16 protein-coding genes and 1 riboswitch are annotated in these 22449 nt (G+C 36.0%); of the genes, 11 read left to right on the top strand and 5 right to left on the bottom strand.

What is annotated here, in order from left to right:
- Window positions 1-303: 303 nt before the first annotated feature.
- From BLW74_RS12580 to pckA, 9 genes are all read left to right on the top strand, one after another.
- On the top strand, window positions 304-3177 hold the full coding sequence (locus BLW74_RS12580) for a SusC/RagA family TonB-linked outer membrane protein (protein WP_089692760.1): 2874 nt from the start codon (window positions 304-306) through the stop codon (window positions 3175-3177).
- A gap of 11 nt (window positions 3178-3188) precedes the next feature.
- A complete protein-coding gene (locus tag BLW74_RS12575) occupies window positions 3189-4673 on the top strand; it encodes a RagB/SusD family nutrient uptake outer membrane protein (RefSeq protein WP_089692759.1) in 1485 nt (494 codons plus the stop codon).
- A 25-nt stretch (window positions 4674-4698) separates the two neighbouring features.
- Window positions 4699-5505: a hypothetical protein gene (locus BLW74_RS12570; RefSeq protein ID WP_139265739.1), complete on the top strand. Its 807-nt coding sequence runs from the start codon at window positions 4699-4701 to the stop codon at window positions 5503-5505.
- Between the two features lie 89 nt (window positions 5506-5594).
- Window positions 5595-7538 (top strand): putative porin, encoded by a 1944-nt coding sequence (locus BLW74_RS12565; RefSeq protein ID WP_089692757.1) that lies wholly within the window; start codon window positions 5595-5597, stop codon window positions 7536-7538.
- A 12-nt stretch (window positions 7539-7550) separates the two neighbouring features.
- Window positions 7551-9137 (top strand): bacillithiol biosynthesis cysteine-adding enzyme BshC, encoded by a 1587-nt coding sequence (bshC, locus tag BLW74_RS12560; protein WP_089692756.1) that lies wholly within the window; start codon window positions 7551-7553, stop codon window positions 9135-9137.
- Window positions 9138-9175: 38 nt separating this feature from the next.
- Window positions 9176-11143 carry a LysM peptidoglycan-binding domain-containing protein gene (locus BLW74_RS12555; protein WP_228424888.1) on the top strand — a complete coding sequence of 656 codons (1968 nt, stop codon included), beginning with the start codon at window positions 9176-9178 and terminating at the stop codon, window positions 11141-11143.
- Between the two features lie 70 nt (window positions 11144-11213).
- A complete protein-coding gene (gene fabD / locus BLW74_RS12550) occupies window positions 11214-12089 on the top strand; it encodes an ACP S-malonyltransferase (RefSeq protein ID WP_089692754.1) in 876 nt (291 codons plus the stop codon).
- Between the two features lie 9 nt (window positions 12090-12098).
- Window positions 12099-13004, top strand: coding sequence for a GYDIA family GHMP kinase (locus tag BLW74_RS12545; protein ID WP_089692753.1), 906 nt, complete (start codon window positions 12099-12101; stop codon window positions 13002-13004).
- 127 nt (window positions 13005-13131) lie between these two features.
- Window positions 13132-14748, top strand: a complete 1617-nt coding sequence (gene pckA, locus BLW74_RS12540) for a phosphoenolpyruvate carboxykinase (ATP) (protein ID WP_089692752.1) — start codon at window positions 13132-13134, stop codon at window positions 14746-14748.
- Window positions 14749-14798: 50 nt separating this feature from the next.
- Here pckA and BLW74_RS12535 read toward each other — a convergent pair whose 3' ends face one another.
- Both BLW74_RS12535 and BLW74_RS12530 read right to left on the bottom strand, forming a co-directional pair.
- A complete protein-coding gene (locus tag BLW74_RS12535; RefSeq protein WP_089692751.1) occupies window positions 14799-15236 on the bottom strand; it encodes a hypothetical protein in 438 nt (145 codons plus the stop codon).
- 70 nt (window positions 15237-15306) lie between these two features.
- Entirely contained in the window at window positions 15307-15714 is a 408-nt protein-coding gene (locus BLW74_RS12530) for a type II 3-dehydroquinate dehydratase (protein WP_089692750.1), read from the bottom strand.
- A 245-nt stretch (window positions 15715-15959) separates the two neighbouring features.
- Window positions 15960-16058: riboswitch (SAM riboswitch) on the top strand.
- Between the two features lie 83 nt (window positions 16059-16141).
- Between BLW74_RS12530 and BLW74_RS12525 the strand changes: the two genes are divergently transcribed.
- Both BLW74_RS12525 and BLW74_RS12520 read left to right on the top strand, forming a co-directional pair.
- Complete coding sequence (locus BLW74_RS12525) at window positions 16142-19075, top strand: SusC/RagA family TonB-linked outer membrane protein (RefSeq protein ID WP_089692749.1); 2934 nt, start codon at window positions 16142-16144, stop codon at window positions 19073-19075.
- A gap of 18 nt (window positions 19076-19093) precedes the next feature.
- Window positions 19094-20587: a RagB/SusD family nutrient uptake outer membrane protein gene (locus BLW74_RS12520; RefSeq protein WP_089692748.1), complete on the top strand. Its 1494-nt coding sequence runs from the start codon at window positions 19094-19096 to the stop codon at window positions 20585-20587.
- Between the two features lie 95 nt (window positions 20588-20682).
- Here BLW74_RS12520 and BLW74_RS12515 read toward each other — a convergent pair whose 3' ends face one another.
- From BLW74_RS12515 to BLW74_RS12505, 3 genes are read right to left on the bottom strand one after another with little or no spacing between them, the layout of a single operon-like run.
- Complete coding sequence (locus BLW74_RS12515) at window positions 20683-21357, bottom strand: hypothetical protein (protein ID WP_089692747.1); 675 nt, start codon at window positions 21355-21357, stop codon at window positions 20683-20685.
- Window positions 21358-21375: 18 nt separating this feature from the next.
- Window positions 21376-21804, bottom strand: coding sequence for a hypothetical protein (locus tag BLW74_RS12510; RefSeq protein ID WP_139265738.1), 429 nt, complete (start codon window positions 21802-21804; stop codon window positions 21376-21378).
- A gap of 34 nt (window positions 21805-21838) precedes the next feature.
- Window positions 21839-22084 carry a hypothetical protein gene (locus BLW74_RS12505; RefSeq protein WP_089692745.1) on the bottom strand — a complete coding sequence of 82 codons (246 nt, stop codon included), beginning with the start codon at window positions 22082-22084 and terminating at the stop codon, window positions 21839-21841.
- Between the last annotated feature and the right edge of the window lie 365 nt (window positions 22085-22449).

The raw sequence follows: 22449 nt of genomic DNA, 5'->3' as shown, positions 1-22449 counted from the left end.
ATATCCTAAATAGGTGAAAACCACTTTTTTATATAGGTGTATTTTTATTTTGTAAACCTGTTTAATTTATAAAGATTCTAAATAATATTTTTTATGTTATTAATAATTTGTTAAAATGAATTTAAAGCGCGAAAAAAATAATTTTCACATAATAAAAACTATCTATTATTATGGAATCTTATTTGATTTGCGTAAAATTTAAATGAAATATTAAAAAAAAGCGTAGTTTAAACATTGGTTTAATTTGTGGGTGTTAATATTTATTAACATATTTGCCCATTAAATATATTAAAATTTGTTAATATGAATGTTAAATTACGTGTACTGACAGCCGGTGTGTTATTTTTCACAGGGCAGGTAGTATTTGCTCAAAAAGACACAACAAGTTCTAAAAAAGACAAAGAACAGAAAATTGATGAGATTGTTGTGTTAGGTTATAGCAAGACATCTACTAAAGCTAAATCTAATGCTTCTTCAGTAACCATCGGTTCTGAAACATTAGAGAACAGACCAAATATTTCTGTTCTTAACTCTATACAGGGTACAGCTCCTGGTATAGTAGCGAACTCAGCGTCTGGATCTCCGGGATCTGGTAAGTTTAATATTATCATCAGAGGACTTAGTTCCCTAAATGGTTCTACGGATCCTTTATATGTTATAGACGGAATTATTACATCAGGGTCACAGTTTAGAAACTTAAACCCTAATGATATTGACACGTTCAGTATTCTAAAAGATGCACAGGCTACAGCAATTTATGGAAACAGAGCTGCAAATGGGGTTGTAGTAATTACAACTAAAGGCGGTAAGTTCAATTCTAAGCTTAGAATCTCTTATGATGCATTAACTTCTTTCTCCGTATTGCCAAAAACAGATTACAATATGTCTTCTGGAAGAGAGCTGTTACAGGTTCAGAAGAATGCCGGAGCAGGAAAAGGTTCTACCATGTCTCAAAATGATATCAATAATTTCACTACCAATACAGACTGGAGAGATCTTTTTTCCAGAGTAGGTATGAGCCAGCAGCATACGCTGTCAGTGAGTGCAGGTGGAGAAAACATAAGTAACTTCGTTTCATTAGGTTATGTGGACAGTGAAGGTAACATCCGTGGAACAGATTTCAAAAGATTTACTTTAAGAAATAACCTTAATGGAAAAAGCAACGATGGAAGATTAACATTTGGTGCTATTTTAGGGTTAGGGTTCTCCAAAAGAAATCAGTTGGATGACGAAACCAACACTGCTATTAATGCGAACACAGTACAGAACCCGCTATTTGGAACTGTGCTTTCCGCACCTTATTTACCAGCACCTACATTTACCAATGGATTGGGATTATTCAATCAGATAGGAACAGCGAGTGGTAATGGGAATGGAGCTTATATTCTTTATGATAACATCATGGGTGGTATCAGAAACCAGTTTACTGAAACCAGCTTAACGGCTAACGTAAGTGCTAATTACAAGCTTACATCAGATTTAAGCATCGGAAACAGAACGGGTGTTGATTATAAAAATTATCAAAGACAATTTGCCAGAGCTGCAAACGGTTATCTATCTTTAGTGGTAGCTGCAGGACAAGCTGCAAAATATGGTGGATTTGAACAGTTTAATACGATAAACGATTTAACGTTTAACACGACTACAAACATTACTTATAACCATTCATTTGGTGATCATACTATTACAGCTGCTGCTTATTTAGATTATATTAAAGTAAACTGGCAGAGTTATACTCAGCAGCAGAACGGTCTTGATCCTTTAGTTTGGGAGTTCGGTGCAGGAACGGGTTATGTTCCTTTCAACCCGGCTACTCCAAATATCTATCGTCCTTCTGCAAGTGCATTGAAGGTTACTGCAGGAACACTGGCGTATTTCGGAACATTAGATTATGATTACCAAGGAAAATATGGTGTATCTGGAGTAATAAGAAGAGATGGATCATACAGATTCCCTAAAGATAACAGATGGGAAACTTTCTGGTCAGTAGCGGCAAGATGGAATATTGATAAAGAAAGCTTCATGGAAGGATCTGGGTTCAATTTATTAAAACTTAGAGCTTCCCTTGGAACAACAGGTAACCAAAACTTATTTACGGTTGCTAATAATACCAACGTACTAACAGTAGGTCCTTCTTCGTATTTGGATTATAACGGACCGAATCCTACTACAGCTCCTGCTTACCAGAGTTTACCTGGATATTATCTGGCAAACCTTGGAAACAAGAACCTAAAATGGGAAGAAGTAAAACAGCTTGATTTAGGAGTTGATTTCAACTACAAAGGACTGGTAGAAGGTACATTTGATTATTATCAGAAAAGAACAACAAGATTATTTAATTCCATTCCGGTAACTTACGTTACAGGTCAAGGTGCCCTAAGAGGTAATAATGGTACAATGGATAATAAAGGAGTTGAAGGATCTTTAAGAGTTCATATTCTGAGAAAAGCCAATACAAAATTATCTGTATATGGAAACGTTGGGTATAACTCCAATAAGATTGTCAGCATGGAAGCAAATGACCTTACAGGAGATTTTGTTGACGGAGTTGGAGGACCTGCAGATCAATGGCAGCTTTATCCTTACTTAGGAGTTAATCCAGCTAATGGAGAGCAGTTATTCTTAGATAAGAACGGAAATGTAACTCAAACACCAACTGCTGCTGATAGAAGACTTACAGGAAAAAGCCCTATGCCTAAATATACGGGTGGATTTGGATTTAACTTCCAGCATGACGGGTTCTTTGTTGATGCATTATTTTCTTATCAGAAAGGAGGATATATCTATGATAACCTATATTCTTGGGTAATGAATCCTTCTTATGCAGCTTCCGGGCTTAACGTTTCTGCTGATTTGTTGAATGCATGGACTCCAAGCAATCCGAACGCTACGGTACCAAGCTTATCAGCAGTTAATGCAACATTAGAAGGTTCTTCTGATAGATTCCTTTTCAAATCTGATTTTGTTAGATTAAAGAATGTAAGTGTTGGATATACTTTCAGCAAAAAAATATTAGGCAACTTGCCAATTAATTCTATTAAGGTTTTTGCACAAGCTGAAAACATCTATACTTTCACAGGATGGAAAGGTTTTGATGTGGAGCCTATTACAACGTATTCACTTAACGTATATCCAAACCCGAAAACATATTCTTTAGGGGTTAATGTAGATTTTTAAAAAAAGAAAAAATGAATAAAATATATAAAAAAGCATTAGTGATAGCAGTATGTCTATCGTCAGTTGGTTTTACTTTAAACAGTTGTAAGGATGCTATTGATATAGAGCAACCTGGGTTACTGGATGATGCTACTTTATTTACAAGTGTATCAAATCTTAATGATTATTTAGTTGGATCTGTGTATGCCAACATGGATACTAATAATGATATTTATTTCTCTGCGGTATTTACTGACGAAGTAAAGCCAGGAGCAGGTAGTGGTGGTCAGGAATATGAAATACACCGTTATTTTATAGATCCAACTACGGTTCTAACAACAGGAATTTGGGCTCAGCATTACTTGGTAATTAACCGTGTAAACAGATTACTTGCTGGTGCTGCACAAGTTACTCCTGCTGCCAGTGAAGTAGCTCAATACAACTCGATTATTGCACAGGCAAGAGCTATAAGAGCTTTCTGCTATCTTCAGCTGGAGACTTTTTTTGCTCCGGATATGAAAGATGCAAACGGTTTAGGCGTTTTACTTTTAAAAGATGTACCAGCAGTTGATGTAAAACTTCCTAGAAGTAAGAATCAAGATGTTTATGATTTTATTAATGCAGATTTAGATTATGCTAGAAGTATTTTACCTTATAATGCTGCTGCAGGAAGATATTATGTAGATAAAGGATTTGTAAATGCAGTTTCTGCAAGATTTAACCTTTACAGAGGTAATACAACTTTAGCTAAGCAATATGCACAGGATGTGATATCTAATGCTGGATTGACATTAACCGCTGCGTCAGCATACCCAACAATGTGGAATGATACAGCAAGAGGAGAAATTATTTTCGCATTAAACAGATTAGCTACAGGGAACGGAAGCTCCATTGGAACAAGATGGAATACGAACAGTTCTAGTATTACAGGAAACCCAATGTGGGCTTTAGGAAGAAACCTGTTTAATATCATCAATACAACTCCAGGGGACGTTAGAAGAACCGTATATATTGATTCTTCGTCTCTAATTGATCCTAATTATTTAACAAGTACTTCTCCTAGGGATACTGATCAGCTGGTAATAGACAAATATCCTGGTAAAACAAGTGCTGCTACAAGAAATGATTTAAAGGTATTCAGATTATCAGAAATGTATTTCATCTTGGCAGAGTGTGAAACAGCAGCTAACAATTTTACTGGTGCAGCTACACTAATTCAGCAAGTAAGAGCGAAAAGATACAACAGTGGAACTGCTCCACTTCCAGTATATGCTTCGTCAGCAGCAGCTTATGCAGATATCTTAAAAGAGAGAAGAGTTGACCTTGCATTGGAAGGACACAGATACATCGATTTAAAAAGATTGGCTACTGCAGCTGGTGTTACTATGGATAGAAACCAGACGGATGATGTTGTTACGGTTACAAACCTTCCTAACAATAGCTATAAGTATACATTACCAATTCCAGCTCAGGAGATTAACCTAAACTCTCAAGTGCAACAAAACCCTGGTTATTAATATTAATTAAAAGCGAATTTTAGCTATGAAAATTTTAAAATATTTAAGTATTCCGATTTTTGCATTAATGATCTCTGCCTGTTCAGAGCCAGATGATGCAGTATATGATGGAGATAATTATTTGAGTTTTGGTGCTACAAGCTCAGAAGCAACAGTAGTAAAAGGCTCAACTTCTAAAGAGGTTGCAATAACATATACTACTTTAAGTGAAGCAAAACAAAATACAGATGTAACAATTGCTGTTGATGCAGCTAATTCTACAGCAGTAGAAGGTGTAGACTTTAAGATTGTAAATAAAACCGATAATCTTGCTGCAGGGCAAAAGGTGGGTAACTTTAAAATACAGTTATTAGAAAGTGGAGCTAAGGAAACTCAAAAAACAATTACTTTTAAAATTTCTTCTCCTTCAGTTGCTAATGCTACATTCAATCAGACTCACACGTTGAAATATTCATTAGAATGTCCATTTAACATGTCTGGTTTCACTGGAACGTATAAGGTAGTAACGGATACTTGGGAAGATTACTTACCAGGAGCGCTAATTACTATACAGCCAGGTCCTGCTGCTAACCAGTTTAAGATATTGTCAACTAACAATCCTTATATTAGCAACACAAGTACATCATATATGCTTGTTACTGTTCAAACCAATGGTAATATTACAGTAGCTTCTAATCAAAACTTTCTTTATGATGCGCCAACTGGTAGTATGTCAGTAACTGGTACAGGGACAGTTAATTTCTGTACTAATGGTATTAACATCTCTGCGCTTACTTTCTCAGGTGCTGCAGGTACTTCCAGCGGTAATAAATTTGTCCTAGTGAAAAACTAAAATTTTTCTAACAAATATCTCAAGCCCCACATTTTTGTGGGGTTTTTTATGTCCTTTTATTTCTTATTTTTGCTGTACAATAATGAATAATGAAGTACATCCTTTTCATACTCTTGTCTTTAAGTTTTGCTGCAAGGGCTCAGGTCGTTAATAAAGCCGGTACCAAGCCTCAAACCAAAAAAGCAGAAGACACACTCGTGATAGACTCCGGGAAGAAAGATTCCCTGAAAATTTTCAAACCTACTATTAATGATTACCTGTATCAGACTCAGTTTTCTGAAAAGAAAGTTTTTGATACTGTAATGACTTTTGATAAAACCTATATCTTTTCACAACAAAATAATAAAGATAACTTCGGAAGAATACAGCCAGCCAATATTGGTTCAGGATTTAATCCACTTGTATTCGAGGTAAATCCGGAAGAAAACCTTTCCCTATTACCTTCCAACAAATCGTATATGATTATTGGAGCAAACGATGTGAAATACTATGATGTAAAAACTCCTACCGCTACATTTATTTATCACAATGCTATGCGAAACGGAGCTGCTCTGAGATCTACCTACACTCAAAATATAGGAAAGAGATTCAATTTTGCGCTGGAATATATGGGACTTCGTTCTCAGGGACTTTACAGAAACTCGTTAGCCGCAAATAATAATACTATTTTCTCAGGACATTATGTCTCAAAAAGTGGAAACTATGAGCTTTTTGCCCACTATCTTCACCAGAATGTAAACAACCAGGAAAGTGGAGGTATTACTGAAGATAATCTCTTTATGAATGGAGACAGTAACTACAGCAACAGACAAAACGCTCAGGTTAGCTTAGCCTCTTCCAGCTCGCAGTTTGCTTACAGAAGATACTACCTGAGCCAGCAGTTTACTCCATTTAATTCTGAAAAATTTCCGTTCAGTATTAGACATATTATTTCTCATCAGGGAAATAAATACTATTATAACCAGTCGACTCCTGAAACCTACTGGTATGATGCTCCTACAGATTTAATAAACGGCTTTCCGCTGACAACAAAAAAATATTCCGAAAACTTAAGCAATACAGTCAGCTTAATTTTTAATAATGAAAAATTCAAATTAGACGCAGGTGTACGTTATCAGATCATTAAGTTTGGGGTAACAGATATTGCATCTATTAATAGTGCATTTCCTTTTCCCAATGAACTTAAAGAAAACAGGATTGGGGCTGTAGGAAATTTACAGGTAAAACTTTGGGATAAAATCCAGCTAAACTCATTTCTTGAATTTTCAAACGGAAGCCAGTTTAAAAGCTATCTTAAAACAACCAATAATCTGAAGTTTGAACCCATCAAAGATTATTTCGTTAATGCAAAGGTGAATTTCCAGAGTGCATATCCTTCATTCAACTATTTGATGAATACTTCCGTTTATAATAACTTCAATTATTATCTTGAAAATGCAAACAATCAGTCTGTCATGGAAGTAGGAGGAAGCGTTAACCTGAAATGGTTTAAAACCGAAATCTTTGCTAATTATTTCAGAATTGATAATTATACATACTTTGACAGCAGCATGAGCCCGAAACAAAGTAATAATTCGGTCAATATCTCTCAGATCGGAGGGGAGGCTACTTTCAGCTTCAAAAAATTCCATCTCAATACAAGACTGCATTTCCAAAATACCCTGACTAATAAAGAACTGCTTCCTTTACCTGGTTTCATCGGAAGAGCTAATTTCTTCTACCAGACACAGGCATTCAAAAAAGCGGCAGAAATTCAGGCGGGTGTTAAAGTATACTACTTCTCAAAATTTGCTTCAAGAGAATATTTCCCTGTTCTTAACGAATATATTCTTCCAAGAGCGGATTCATTCTCAATTGGAGGACAGCCTATTGCCGATATCTATATTAATATGAAAGTGAAAAAAATGTTCTTTTTCATAGAAGGGCAGCAGATAGGAACTGTTATTTCCAATAACAAAGCATACGCATTTCCACATTATCCGGTATATGATTTCAGACTGAACATCGGGATTGTGTGGTATTTGTTCAACTAAAAACTGTACAGGTTGAAAACAATTAATAAAATATCATTTAACGATATAGAAAGTATCCCTCAGCTCGTAAAAGATTTTTTACATCAGAAAATTGAGGGCTTTGAAAATCATACATTTTCCTTAGATCATTTTAAACAACAGATTCATCTTAAAAAAGACTCATTTTCATCCAAAAAAAGAGAGATTTTATTTGATGTGTTTGAAAGCCAGCTGTCAGAGCTCACTCTTTCTTCAAAGCAAAGAGAAAATATAGATCATCTTAAGCAGCCTGATACATTTACCATTACCACAGGGCATCAGCTGAATCTGTTTTCTGGACCTGTGTTTTTTGTGTATAAAATACTTCAGACCATCAAAACATGTACGTATCTGAAAGAAAATTTTCCGGATTTTAACTTCGTTCCGGTGTATTGGATGGCTTCAGAAGATCATGATTTTGCAGAGATCAATCATTTTAAAACCGAAAATAATTATTACGAAACCAATGAAAGATCAGGAGGTCCGGTAGGAAGAATAAAGATCAGTGATACTTATTTTATTTCTGAATTCGAGAAAGAATTCAAAGATTCTATTTTCGGTACCGAACTCATCTTAATGATGAAAGAAGCCTATAAGGCAGGAAATACTTTGACCGAAGCCATTAAGGTTCTTGTGAATCGTCTTTTCTCAGAATTTGGTCTTTTAATTTTAGATGGAGATTCTAAGAAACTTAAAAGTCAGATGAAGGAGATTTTCAAAGATGAACTTCTTCATTTTAGCTTACAGAAAACCGCTAAAAATAAAGTAGATCTTCTGACGGAAAAATACGGAAAGGTTCAGGTGAATCCCCGGGAAATTAATCTTTTCTACCTTTCTGAAACCAGAGACAGAATAGAGTTTAACGGACAGAAATACAGTATTGTAGATAAAAATATTCAGTTTACGGAAGAAGAAATTCTGGACGAGCTGGAAAATCACCCAGATAAATTCAGTCCCAATGCTGTGATGCGCCCGGTGTATCAGGAAAATGTACTTCCCAATCTGGCTTATATCGGCGGGAATGCAGAAATTATGTATTGGCTGGAACTGAAAGACTACTTTTCAAAAGTTGCCATTCCTTTTCCGATTCTTATCCCGAGAAACTCAATGCTTTTTCTGAAGCAAAAAACGTTAGGAAAAATTGAAAAGCTGGATCTTAAGATAGAAGATTTCTTCCGGAACTTTACAGCACTTACCAACCAGAAAATTTTAAAAGATAATCCGGTTTTACAATTACTCGAAGAGAAAGAAGAATTGCTTATCCGTAATTTCTCTGCCCTGAAAGCTTCTGCAGAAACCACAGAAAAATCTTTTGGTAATATGGTGAAGGCTGAAGAAGTAAGACAATTAAAGTCATTTAAAAGAATGAAAAAGCGCCTTCTTCATGCTGAAAAAATAAAACAAAATGAATTGCTGGAAAGACTTGAAAATCTGTTTTTAGATGTTCATCCCGCAAAAACATGGCAGGAAAGAGTATATAATTTTAGTGTATTCTTTTCAGATTATGGCTATTCGTGGCTTGAAAATTGTTTGGAAGAGATGGTGGTTCAAGATTCAAAATTAATAATTGTTGCCATTTAATTTTAAAGAAGTATTTTTGTAAATTATAATTATCGAATATGATAAAGAGGTTTTTTATTCTATCCAGTTTATGTATGGTTTTGGGAGTTTCAGCCCAGAAATCACATACCGTTGTGCAAGGCGATAATCCTTACAACATTGCAAAAAAGTATGGAATAACTGTAGATGAATTGCTGAAGCTAAACCCAAAACATAAAGATGGTAAACTGGCCATTGGAGATGTTTTAACTGTTAAATCAGAGAAAACAGCGACAACCGCCGCTGCCAAATCTGCTCCAGCCGAAAAAGCAGCTGCGAGCCCAAATACTTCTTCGTTGGGCAAAATTGTTTTGCAGCCAAAGCAGACAATTTATGGCATCACAAAACAATACAGAATTTCTGAAACTGATTTAAGAAAGCTGAATCCTGAACTGGATTCTCACATGAAGATCGGAGATGAGATTACTTTACCTCTAGCCAGCATAAAAAAATATGGTGGAACTCAACAGGCTGTGACAGGAGAAAAACATGCTGAACCTCCTGTAGAAAAAAATATAACAACCATTACTCCAACTACTACTCCAACTGCTGTAGAAGGAGAATCGTATGTGATTCAGTCTAAAGATAATTATTACAGAATTACAAAACAGTTTGGTATCAGTCAGCAGGATCTTTATGCCTTGAATCCGGGATTGGAAGAAAAAGGACTTAAGCCTGGAGATACCATTAAAATAAAAAGAGCAAGTACTTCCGGCAGTAATGATACCGTTTCCGAATCTTCTAATCCAAAAGCAAAGATGGATTCCGGGAACGAAAAATCATCCACCGCTTCCAATGTTGCTGTAGGTGATGATTATGTAACTTATACGGTTCAGCAGGGTGATACGGTATTCTCTATCGTAAATAAATTCGGTGTTTCCATTGATGAACTTATTGCTCTTAACCCGGAGCTTTCTCATGGGCTGAAGACCGGAATGGTTTTAAAGATCAAAAAACAGGATGCTGCCTATATAAAGAAAAATGGCGATGCACTTAGTGTTATCCTGATGCTTCCATTTGGCTACAGTACCAACGAAACCCAATACAGAGGAATGGCGCTTGACTTTTTAACAGGAGCCAAACTGGCAATTGAAAGGAATGCAAGAGGAGGGCAAAAACTGGATATTAAAATAGTAGATTCAGGAAACGAAGCTTCGTTCAAAAATTCTTTGACGCAGATCAACCCTGATAATACTGACCTTATCATAGGACCTTTCTTTAAATCTAACGTCATTGATGTTCTGGATTTTACCAAAAATCAGAAAATTCCAATTGTAGCCCCATTTGCCAACTCTCCGGAATTGTATAATTACAGTAATCTTATTATTGTTGAAACCAATAATAATACTTATGCTGATAAGATTGTAGAAGAGGTAAAAGCGGTATATTCTGATCAGAAGATATACATAGTGGCAGATGCTAAGAAAGAGGATGCCAACTACATTAAAGCAGGACTTGAAAAAGCAGTAAAGAATCCTAATATTATCATTGTAAACTCTTCCGCAGATATTCAGCCGGATCAGAATATGATGACAGGACAGTCTGCGCCTGTAATTGCTATTTTAGCCAATGATGATAACGCAGCAGGTGATGCTTTTGCCAACAGGGTTGCAGCTATGTCTAAAGAAGTACAGGGAATGAAAGCGTTCAGTATGTTCTATTCTCCAACTTTTGAGAAGAAAGTAGATGAGCTTAGCCAGGCGAGCCTTGTATATCTGATGGATAGAAAGATTAATACAGACGGAAGCTTTGAAAAAGAAATTCTGGCAGCCTATAAAAGCAAATACTGTAAAACTCCACCTAAATATGCAATCGTAGGTTTTGATGTTGTGAATGACATGCTGACCAGAGAAAATAAAAAAGGAGAGATCTTTAAGCAGATGAATAAAGTTCAGACTCAGCTTGCTACAAAATTTGAGTTTGTAAAATCTAAAGCTAATGGTGCTTATGTAAATACCGGTTATAGAGTAATCAGGTTAGTACCTTAAATGATTTATAGCTATTTAAAAGAATATTGTTAACATTATAGTTATATTTGCATAATATTTAATTCAATACATGAAAGCACTTGTATTTCCAGGGCAGGGTTCTCAGTTCGTAGGAATGGGAAAAGAATTGTATGATTCTAGAAAAGATATTAAAGATCTGATGGAATCTGCCAATGAAATTTTAGGTTTCGACATTCTTTCCATTATGTTTAACGGGACGGATGCGGATCTTAAGAAAACAGAGGTTACCCAGCCTTCAATATTTATACATTCAGTAGCCGCATTAAAAGCCGTAAACGGGCTGGGTGCTGAAATGGTAGCAGGACACTCTTTAGGAGAGTTTTCAGCTTTGGTTGCCAACGGCGTTTTATCCTTTGATGACGGTTTGAAATTAGTATCTGAAAGAGCAAAAGCGATGCAGGAAGCTTGTGATGCCAATCCAAGTTCTATGGCAGCGATCTTAGGATTAGATGATGCTAAAGTTGAAGAAATTTGTGCACAGATCAGCGGTATCGTTGTTCCTGCCAATTATAACTGTCCGGGGCAATTGGTGATCTCAGGAGAAACACCTGCAGTAGAAGAAGCATGCGTTAAACTTAAAGAAGCCGGTGCCAAAAGAGCATTGCTTTTACCGGTAAACGGAGCTTTCCATTCACCACTTATGCAGCCTGCACAGGAAAGACTGGCCGCAGCTATCGAAAAAACAAAATTCAGAAAAGCAACTATTCCTGTATACCAGAATATTACCACAACAGCGGTAACCAATCCTGATGAGATCAAACAAAACCTGATCGCTCAGCTTACCGGTCCGGTAAAATGGACACAATCTGTTCAGAATATGATTAAAGACGGTGCCTCTAACTTTGTAGAAGTAGGACCGGGAAAAACCCTTCAGGGATTGATCAAAAAAATTGACGGATCTGTAGAAGCAGCTTCTGCAATCTAAACAAAAAATATGAGCGCGATATTTTCACCGGGAAAGCTTATGCTTACTTCAGAATATTTCGCAATAGATGGAGCTCTTGTCTTAGCGGTACCTACCAGGCTGGGACAAGAGTTTTTCTTTGAAGAAATAAAAGATGGAAAGTCACTTATTCTTTGGGAAGCCTATCATCAGAATACATTATGGTTAAGAGCTGTCATTGATTATAAAAACTGGCAGATCTTAGAGACCAACCTTCCATCAAGTGCTGAATTCATTACCAAAACATTAAAGAATGTTCAGCAGCTTTCTAACAGTAAATTCAAAACTGATCTTACTTATCATTTAAAAACAAACCTTCAGTTTCCTGCAAATTATGGATTGGGGAGCAGTTCTACCCTGATGAATAATCTGGCAGAATGGGCGGAAATAGATCCTTTTTATCTTAATACAATCAGTTTGGGAGGCAGCGGATATGATATCGCCGTGGCGAAGGAAAAATCTGCCATCCTTTTTCAAAGTAAACCAGACATAAAATATGAGAAGGTTAATTTCAGTCCTTCTTTTAAAAATGAGCTGATTTTTATCCACTTAAATCAGAAGCAGGACAGTAGAGAGGGAATCAGTTTTTACAAGTCCAAAAAGAAGTCTCCGGAACTGGTGGATGAATTTTCAAATCTCACAAAAAAAATATTGTTATGCAATGAATTGGAAAAATTTTCCGAATTAATGATGATTCATGAGCATAAAATTGCGGATTTTCTTGAAATATCGACAGTTAAAGAAAAATTATTCTCAGATTGCCCTTCTTTTGTCAAAAGTTTAGGCGCATGGGGTGGAGATTTTGTAATGAGTGCCAAATTTGGGGACTATAAGAACTATTTTTGGGAGAAAGGTTTTACAACTATTTTTGAATGGCAAAATATAATTGGTTTGTAATCAGATAATTACGAACCCGTTTTTTTATTTGTCATTCTGACTTATATCAGTATATTTAAACCACCTTTAACAAATAATTAATATTATTTTTGTTGAAGTCAATAAAGAAATAGAAAATATAAGTAAAATGAAAAACACTAAAATCATCCAGGATTTAGAGAAATTAGGGATTAAAGGAAACTATGAAGTAGTGTATAATCCTTCTTACGAAGAATTATATCAGGCTGAGGTTTCTCCTGAAAATCAGGGGTTTGAGCAGGCTGAGCTTACAGAGTCTGGCGCAGTATCAGTAAAAACAGGAATTTTCACAGGTCGTTCACCTAAAGACAGATATATTGTTCAGGATGATGTTACAAGAGATACAATTTTCTGGGATGGTAAAGTAAACTTACCTACAACCGCAGAAATTTTCGGTTCTTGTAAGGAACTAGTGATGAACCAGCTTTCTGAAGCTAAGAAAATCTATGTAGTAGATGCATTCTGTGGAACAAATGCAGATACAAGACTTAAAGTAAGATTTATCGTTGAAGTTGCATGGCAGGCACATTTCGTGACCAACATGTTTATCCGTCCTTCTCACTACGAACTGGAGAATTTCGGTGAGCCGGATTTCACCGTAGTCAACGGATCAAAAACTACCAACCCGAACTGGGAAGCTCAGGGATTAAACTCTGAAAACTTTATCATGTTCAACCTTACTGAAAAACTACAGATCATCGGAGGTACATGGTACGGAGGTGAGATGAAGAAAGGGATGTTTGCCATGATGAACTATTACCTTCCATTAAAAGGTATGGCTTCTATGCACTGCTCTGCAAACGTAGGAGAAAAAGGAGATGTTGCTTTATTTTTCGGCCTTTCTGGAACAGGTAAAACTACTTTATCAGCAGATCCTAAAAGATATCTTATCGGTGACGATGAGCACGGATGGGATAACAACGGAGTATTCAACTATGAGGGAGGATGCTACGCCAAAGTTATTGACTTATCAGAAGAAAAAGAACCGGATATTTATAGAGCGATCAAAAGAGATGCACTTCTTGAAAACGTTGTTGTGAACAATGGAGTAGCAGATTATACAGACGGATCTATCACAGAAAACACAAGAGTTTCTTATCCAATTTACCATATCAACAAAATTGTACTGCCTTCTAAAGCAGGTCATGCTAAAAAGATTGTATATCTTTCAGCAGATGCATTCGGAGTACTTCCTCCGGTTTCTATCCTGAATGAAGATCAGGCTCAGTACCATTTCCTTTGCGGTTATACTTCAAAATTAGCCGGAACTGAAAGGGGAATTACAGAACCTCAGCCATCTTTCTCACCTGCATTCGGTGAAGCATTCCTTACATTGCACCCAACAATGTATTCTAAAACATTGATCGGGAAAATGCAGGAACACGGAGCAAAAGCCTATCTGGTAAATACAGGTTGGAACGGTACCGGAAAAAGAATTTCTCTGAAAGATACAAGAGCGATTATCGATGCCATCATTGACGGATCTATTGACAATGCTCCAAAGACTCAGGTTCCAATTATGAATCTTGAAATTCCTACTGAATTGCCAAACGTTTCTTCAGGTATTTTAGATCCTAGAGATACATATGAAAATGCTTCAGAATGGGAAGAAAAAGCAAAAGATCTTGCTTCAAGATACATTAAAAACTTTGAGCAGTACTGTGATACTGAAGAAGGTAAGAAATTAGTAGCTTCAGGACCTCAACTGCAGGAACAAACAATCTAATAGTTACCCATCAACATATAAAAAAGCCTCATCATTGATGAGGTTTTTTATTAATATTTTTGACAGTTTTCAATCAATTCATCCTGTTCGTCAAGTTTTAAGACTGTTGATTTGATTGATTCTTCAGTTAAATGTTTTATGATCATAAAATGTTTTGAAGAAAAGTAAGATTCTTCGTCCAATATCTTATCTAAATACTTTGGAGTAGTAAAAGTCATCCAGTATTTTACTTTGTTGGAAAAGGTAATGGTTACTTCTATGGCATCAGATTCAATATTTTCTATTGGATCATCTATGTTAATAGAAGTTATTTCCGGTTCATTGTCTGCGCTAAAAAAAAATTGTGAATACCACCTTAGTTTTCCTTCATCATTCTGAACTTTTACATTTTCAGTATCTATTTCTTCAACAATATAAGATTTTTTTTTCGTTAATTGCCCCGAATATACCCCAATGCCTGTGCAGTAGATTTTGTCCTTTATCTTCATAAATTATGTTCTAATTATCCACATACATCTGTGAAAATCTGTGCAATCTGTGGTAAAATAAACAACTGATTTATTTTAAACTCAATAAAGCCAATCTATACCCATTCATTCCAAAACCAGACAAAACCGCATCCGTATTAGCTGCTGTTACAGATTTCTGTCGGAATTCTTCTCTTTTGTAGATGTTACTAATGTGAACTTCTACTTTGGGCTTACGAATATTTTTTAAACAATCAGCAATTGCATAAGAATAATGGGTGAAAGCTCCGGGATTGATCACTACCGCATCAAAATCATCCTCCTGAAGTCTGTTGATAAGCTCTCCTTCAATATTAGACTGATAATATATTAATTCATGAGCCTGGAATTCGGACTTTAGATTTTCCAAATAATTTTCCATAGATACATTTCCATAGATTTCCGGCTCTCGCGTTCCTAATAAATTGAGGTTAGGGCCATTGATGATCAAAACTTTCATACCATAAAATTAAAAACTTTTTTCAATTAAACGTAAAAAATTTCATTACTGATCAGTTTTAATGCTTATTGAATTATTGATAATGATATTTATCATGTCTGAGAAAACGATAAGCTCTGTAACTGTTTATTGTTGCGTGTTTTATTAAAAAATTACGTTAATTTTTGAAAAATTATCATGAAAAACAAATAAGTCTACTTGTTTTGTAGACTAAAAGTTTTTAGCTTTGCAACCATATTTCGATCGGCTTATACAGAAAGATGGAGGGAACTGACCCTGTGAAATCTTAACAACCTACCCGTTGGGCAAGGTGTTACATTCAGCCTTTTTAGGAAAAATAAGCATTTGGTTTATCGTATTTATCGGTGCCCTTTGCTGACTTTTCTGCAAAGGGTAAAATTTTAATATATGATAAATAAAATGGATTATGATTAGCAAAAGTTTACTGAATTCAAAAGCCTGGATACCTCCGGTTGCAGCATTTTTCTTTGGCATTACCACTGCAAATGCGCAAAATTCAAAGCCCCAAAAAGATAGTCTTCGGGAAAAGGAGATTGATGAAGTAGTTGTGGTAGCTTACGGAAAGGCTAAAAGAAACAGTTATACCGGTTCCGTGGCCACAATTTCCAGTGATAAGATCAATAACAGACCAGTAACCAACATTACTAAAGCGTTGGAAGGTCAGGTGGCCGGAATTCAAACCACCAGCGCATCCGGGCAGCCAGGAGCAGTTTCTACGATAAGAATCAGGGGAATTGGTTCTATCAGTGCTTCCAGCGACCCTTTATATGTTGTAGACGGAATTCCTTTTGACGGAAACCTGAATGCTATCAGCCCGAGTGATATTGAGTCCATTAGCGTTCTGAAAGATGCAACAGCAAGTGCTTTGTATGGTTCAAGAGGAGCTAACGGGATTATTATCATCACTACAAAATCAGGTAAAAAAGGAGAAGCTAAAGTCAATTTTAATATCAGTCAGGGATTCTCCGGAAGAGCCGTAAAAGATTATGAACAGATTAGTACCGACCAATACTTTCAGTTATATTGGGAAGCATTGCGAAATGGATATCAGTCCGGCAAAGTGAATGCCCAGCAGGCTGCTCAGATGGCGACAGACAATCTTGTTTCATCACTGGGAATTAATCCTTACGGAACAGCTTATCCAAAACCGGTAGGAACAGATGGAAAGCTTTTACCAGGTGCATCAGCACTCTGGAAAGATGACTGGAGAGATATTTTACAAAGAGTAGCTTCAAGAAACCAGGTAGATCTCGATATCAGCGGAGGAAGTGAAAAAAGCAATTACTTCTTCTCTCTCGGATATCTTGACGATAAAGGAATGGCGATTGAGTCCGGGTATAAAAGGTATAATACCCGTTTAAAAATTAATTCTGAAGTGAAAAAATGGTTAAACGTAGGGGTCAATTTAAATTATACCAACAGCATTCAGCAGGCGCCGACTTCTTCAGACTCGAAAGCAAGCAATATCATTAATGCAGCAAGATTTATTCCTTCATTCTATCCTTATTATGAAAGAAATCCGGACGGTACTTATATTTTGGGTGCTGATGGAAATCCGATTTATGATTTTGGAAAATACAGACCTACGAATGCTCTTCAGAATCAGAATGCAGCAGCAACATTGCCTTTAGATAAAAACGATAATAAGGAAGATAATTTTTCAGGAAAAGGTTTCATGGAATTTACTTTCTTACCGGAACTGAAATTCAGAACAAGCTTCTCTGTTGATTTGGTGAATTATAACGGTCATTATTATTCAAATCCATTATTGGGACAAGGCGCAGAAACGGGAGGTTCGGTAACGAAAACCAATACCAGAACACTTTCTTATACCACAAGTAATATACTTACCTACGATAAGAAATTCGGGAAACATCACATCAATGCTTTGGCAGGACACGAATTCTACAAATACGATTATCAGACGATTTCCGGAACAAGAAGTCAGTTTTCACTTCCCTATTACTATGAGCCGGATGCTGCTTCTCTATTAGGAAGCTTCAGCGGGAACAGTAATAAATTAAGCCTGTTAAGTTTTCTCGGAAAAGTAGAATATGATTATAATAATACCTATTTCCTTTCTGCTTCAGGAAGAGCGGACAGTTCTTCAAGATTTGAGAAGGATAACAGATGGGGAAGATTCTGGTCGGTAGGAGGTTCATGGAAGATTTCCAATGAAGAATTTGTTAAAAATCTAAATGCCTTCAATCAGTTGACATTGCGTGCCAGCTACGGAGGTCAAGGGAATGATAAATTGCTTAGGCCAAACGGACAGCCGCTTTATTATGCGTATCAGGAGTTATACAGGTTTATCAGTCTTGGAGGTGAGCCGGGGACAACACTTGAAAAAACATCAACCAATAATGTGAAGTGGGAAACCAACCTTAATTTAAACGTAGGATTGGAGTTCGCAGTTCTGAATAACAGGATTAAAGGTAATATCGAATACTTTAAAAGAAAAAGCCAGGATCTTCTGTTTAATATGCCGGTCGCTCCTTCATTGGGAATCAGTGATTATCCCGCAAATATCGGAACCATTCAGAATACAGGATTTGAATTCTCATTATTCACCACTCCTGTTAAAACTGATGATTTCCAATGGAATGTGGATGTAAACCTGAGTACTTTAAACAATAAAGTAACCAAATTACCAGGAGGTTCTCTTGTTGTAGGAACCAAATTATTAACCGTGGGAGGGTCGGTGTACGATTTCTTTATCCCGGAATGGGCTGGGGTAGATCCAAACAATGGAAAACCATTATGGAAAACAGTTACAACGGATGCTAACGGAAACTCAGTGGAAGGAACTACCTCTGAATATTCTAAAGCTACAAAATTGTTGCAGGGATCTGCACTGCCTAAGCTGACGGGAGGGATCAGTACCAGCATCAACTATAAGAATTTTGATTTTTCAGGATTACTGACTTTCAAAATAGGAGGTAAGATTCTGGATAATGACTATACTTCTATCATGCATAACGGAAGTGCTGGTGGACGTGCATGGAGTGCTGAAATGCTGAACAGATGGACTCCCGATAATCCCAATACAGACGTTCCGGGATTGAGCACCACAACGAATAACTGGACTTCTACATCTTCTAGATTTTTATATTCCGGAACGTATGCAAGACTTAAAAATGTAAGCATAGGATATACACTTCCTGAAGCTTATTTTGAGAAAATAGGATTGAAAAAGTTCAGAATTTATATTCAGGCAGAAAACCTTCTGACCTTCTATAAACATAAAGGGATGGATCCTGAACAGGCTTTGGACGGGACCACCTATTACAGATATCCTGCGATGAGAACAGTTACTTTTGGTCTTCAGGCAACGCTTTAACCTTTTAAAATTGAAACAATGAAAAAATTACAATATATATCGTTTGCAATCATCGGATTTTTGTCGCTCGCAAGCTGTGAAAATGATCTGGACACGGCGCCAACGGACCAGGCTAACAGTGTGGAGGTTTTCAAAACCGCCGAAAGTGCAGAAACCGTAGTCAATGGTACCTGGGCAAAATTTAATAACGATGGGACAACATATGCCAATATCGGATATTCTACGGTTTTAAGAGCCAGCGATGCCATGGGAAGTGATGTGGCGGTTTTGACCAATAAATATGGTTTTGCTTCTACCTATGCCTTTACAGAAATGGTGAACAGTACATCAAGCCGTCCGCTATTTATCTGGTCTCTGTTATATTCCACTATCAATAATATGAACAATGTGATTACAAGAATTGATGGAACGGAAGGCAGCCAGGAGAAAAAAAATCAGGTGAAAGGACAGGCCAAAGCATTACGGGCTTTCTGTTATCTGAATCTGGCGAGTTTTTATCAGTTCAGCTATCTTAAAGATAAGTCCGCGTTGACGGCTCCGATTTATACAGAACCTTCTACGACAAGTACAGCTGGAAAGAAAAAAGCAAGCCTGGAAGAAATTTATACTTTAATTAAGAATGATCTTACCGATGCAGATAATCTGCTGAAAAATTATACAAGAAATAATAAAGACAAGATCAACCGTTCTGTTGTGAACGGTCTTTTGGCAAGAACCTATCTGAATACCGGTGAATGGAGTAAAGCATCAGCATCAGCTAAAATTGCCAGAGAAGGCTTCCCTCTGATGGCCCCGGAAAAATATAAAGATGGCTTTAATGACATCAATAATGCGGAATGGATCTGGGGACATGCACAGACGCAGGAACAGTCTGATGAAAGTTATGCGTTCCATTATCTTGATGTGTCTTCATCAGGAAGTTTTTATTATAGCTTTATGGCTGATCCTTATTTTAAAGATCTTTTTGATGCTAGTGATATCAGATTCCAATTGTTTTCATGGGATGGCCAGAAAGGAAGAGAAGGATTGCTGAGGTATGCCAAGTTTAAATTCAAACCAACCCTTATTGCAGATATTGTCTATATGAGAGCAGCAGAAATGTATCTGATTGAAGCCGAAGCCGAAGCCAGAAACGGAAATGTCTCTCAGGCAGTAGCCGTTCTGAATCAACTAAAATCTGCCAGAAATGCTAATGTTTACAGTGGCTCATTGTCACAGAATGCGGTAATAGATGCTGTTTTGATTGAAAGAAGAAAAGAATTGTTCGGAGAAGGATTTTCTCTTTCAGATATTATCAGAACGCAGGGAACAGTAGTAAGAAAACCATTTGTAGATGCAGAGGGTAAGCCGATAAAAGTTCAGATCACTACACCGGACGGAACGGTAAAAACAGTAGATGGCAGAGGACATTCTGTTCTTGATTTCCCGGATAAATCTGCTTTCACACCCAACAGTAATTATTATTTATTCAGTATTCCACAGAGAGAATCTGAAAACAACCCGAACTTATAAGGAGACATACTTATAATTAGATTTGATTTTTAGCCACTGCTTTTGCGGTGGTTTTTTTGTGAAATAAAAATCCCCCGATTATTCGGGGGATTGAGTTATGGATTATTGTAAACTTTATAAACTAACGGGATTTTATTTGAATATATTTGTCCAGTAAATATGGTAAACTGTTGTTCCTTATCTTTATTATGTAGTACGCTGTAATATTTGGACATTATCTCCTGTGGGTTTTGTAAACTTACCTGGAAATAATAATCTTTGGAATTCTCCATATTAAAATATCTGCCCATATAGCTTGGAAAATTAACTTTAGTACCAAAGGTTTTCTTTTCTTTAGATTTTATGATGATAATTTTTTTTGAAATTCTATACGCAATCTTCATCTCGTATTCATCGTATTCTTTTTGAAACTGTTTTCTAAATTTTTGAAATTCTATTGAGGTTAGATCAAATTGAGGATAACTATTGGTACTACTGGCTCCAAAAGAAAACATTGGTGATAAGCGTGTATTTTTTTCATAGAGATAATAGTCTGGCAATCCAATGAAAAAAGGTTCTACTTCATATTCAGGATCTTCATTGAATTCCAAATTATCCAACACCAATAAATAGTTTTTTTCTGAATTATTAGTAATTGTGTATATAATATTATTTTGATCAAAATAAGAAACCTTTTTTATCGTATCATTTAAAATTCTTATTTCGAGGTCATTTTGTCCAAAGTAATAGTTTGAAATAAGAAAAAGAAATATAAATAACATTTTGTTCATAATTTATTAAAGTAGTTATTATTTGTCCAATACAACATAAAAGACTTTTTCTCTATTAGGCTTTAGTATTATAGTATCCATAGTTTTCTCTACCCCAACCCCACTGATAATTCCTTTGTCTTCAAAAGCTGTTAATTTTTTATTTTTGAAAAAAGCTTCCCAATAAACATCTTTAATTCCTTCAAATTCTTTCACCGTTGTTATTCTCAAAGATATTTTATTTTGTTTGATTTTCTTGTTGTTAAAAACATTATAGCTTCTCGCATATTCAAGCCATGCATTACTAGTTTCTTTTCCATTTACATCATAAACAAAATACTTATTAATTAATGTTTTTTCTTTCTCTGCCTCTTTTAAGGAATTGGAATAATGAAGTTTTCCAACTCCCTTATCCATAGCTACAGCTCCAATTATAAAATATAATAAGGCTGAAAATGATGCTAACAAAATTATTATTGCGAAATAATTATAACTTTTTTTATCATTTCTTTATTAAGGATATAGGATAAATAGAGATCAATGATAATGCAATTATAGAAAGTGCAATTTTTTTATGTCTATCAATTTTACTTTTTAGTTCTTCCGCAGATTTGATTTGCTCTTTCGTTGGATTTAATCCTTCTAACTGTGTTTCGTATTTTTCAGAAATACATAAATCAAGATATTTTAAACCTGCTCCTACTATTGAAGCAAATAATACTATCGTAAGAATTTTTTTAATTTTCATAATCTACTTATTTAGGACCCCAAAGATGTTGAGACGGATTATATCCACGTTTATAATACTCTAATTGCTGAAAATCATATCGCATTCCTGCTGGTGTTTGGGCAGGTCTAATATTTGCCCCCCCCCTGTTGACGCGAGCGTCTCGCTCGTGTCTATCTATTACAAATATATAATTTTAGATTAGAGGAAAAGCCACTGCTTTTCAGTAGTGGCTTCTGATTATTTGAAATCACGAGCGAGACGCTCGCGCTAGCAGGGGGAATTTCGAAAATCTTTTTTGATTCTAAGATTTTTCTTTCCTTTTGTTATCTTTTTGTTTCTTGAAATTAGCTTGGTTATAGTTTCTTGATCTCACTCAGGTCTTA

Source organism: Chryseobacterium culicis (assembly GCF_900108365.1).
In the GTDB taxonomy this organism is placed as follows: Bacteria; Bacteroidota; Bacteroidia; order Flavobacteriales; family Weeksellaceae; genus Chryseobacterium; species Chryseobacterium culicis.
Note: the sequence above shows the minus strand (reverse complement) of the source record. Positions and strands in the feature narration are given on the sequence as shown.

Excerpts from the sequence above, each read along its gene's own strand:
- BLW74_RS12580 (WP_089692760.1), top strand. The coding sequence starts at position 304 with ATGAATGTTAAATTACGTGTACTGACAGCCGGTGTGTTATTTTTCACA.
- BLW74_RS12575 (WP_089692759.1), top strand. The coding sequence starts at position 3,189 with ATGAATAAAATATATAAAAAAGCATTAGTGATAGCAGTATGTCTATCG.
- BLW74_RS12570 (WP_139265739.1), top strand. The coding sequence starts at position 4,699 with ATGAAAATTTTAAAATATTTAAGTATTCCGATTTTTGCATTAATGATC.
- BLW74_RS12565 (WP_089692757.1), top strand. The coding sequence starts at position 5,595 with ATGAAGTACATCCTTTTCATACTCTTGTCTTTAAGTTTTGCTGCAAGG.
- BLW74_RS12555 (WP_228424888.1), top strand. The coding sequence starts at position 9,176 with ATGATAAAGAGGTTTTTTATTCTATCCAGTTTATGTATGGTTTTGGGA.
- fabD (WP_089692754.1), top strand. The coding sequence starts at position 11,214 with ATGAAAGCACTTGTATTTCCAGGGCAGGGTTCTCAGTTCGTAGGAATG.
- BLW74_RS12545 (WP_089692753.1), top strand. The coding sequence starts at position 12,099 with ATGAGCGCGATATTTTCACCGGGAAAGCTTATGCTTACTTCAGAATAT.
- pckA (WP_089692752.1), top strand. The coding sequence starts at position 13,132 with ATGAAAAACACTAAAATCATCCAGGATTTAGAGAAATTAGGGATTAAA.
- BLW74_RS12535 (WP_089692751.1), bottom strand. The coding sequence starts at position 15,236 with ATGAAGATAAAGGACAAAATCTACTGCACAGGCATTGGGGTATATTCG.
- BLW74_RS12530 (WP_089692750.1), bottom strand. The coding sequence starts at position 15,714 with ATGAAAGTTTTGATCATCAATGGCCCTAACCTCAATTTATTAGGAACG.
- BLW74_RS12525 (WP_089692749.1), top strand. The coding sequence starts at position 16,142 with ATGATTAGCAAAAGTTTACTGAATTCAAAAGCCTGGATACCTCCGGTT.
- BLW74_RS12520 (WP_089692748.1), top strand. The coding sequence starts at position 19,094 with ATGAAAAAATTACAATATATATCGTTTGCAATCATCGGATTTTTGTCG.
- BLW74_RS12515 (WP_089692747.1), bottom strand. The coding sequence starts at position 21,357 with ATGAACAAAATGTTATTTATATTTCTTTTTCTTATTTCAAACTATTAC.
- BLW74_RS12505 (WP_089692745.1), bottom strand. The coding sequence starts at position 22,084 with ATGAAAATTAAAAAAATTCTTACGATAGTATTATTTGCTTCAATAGTA.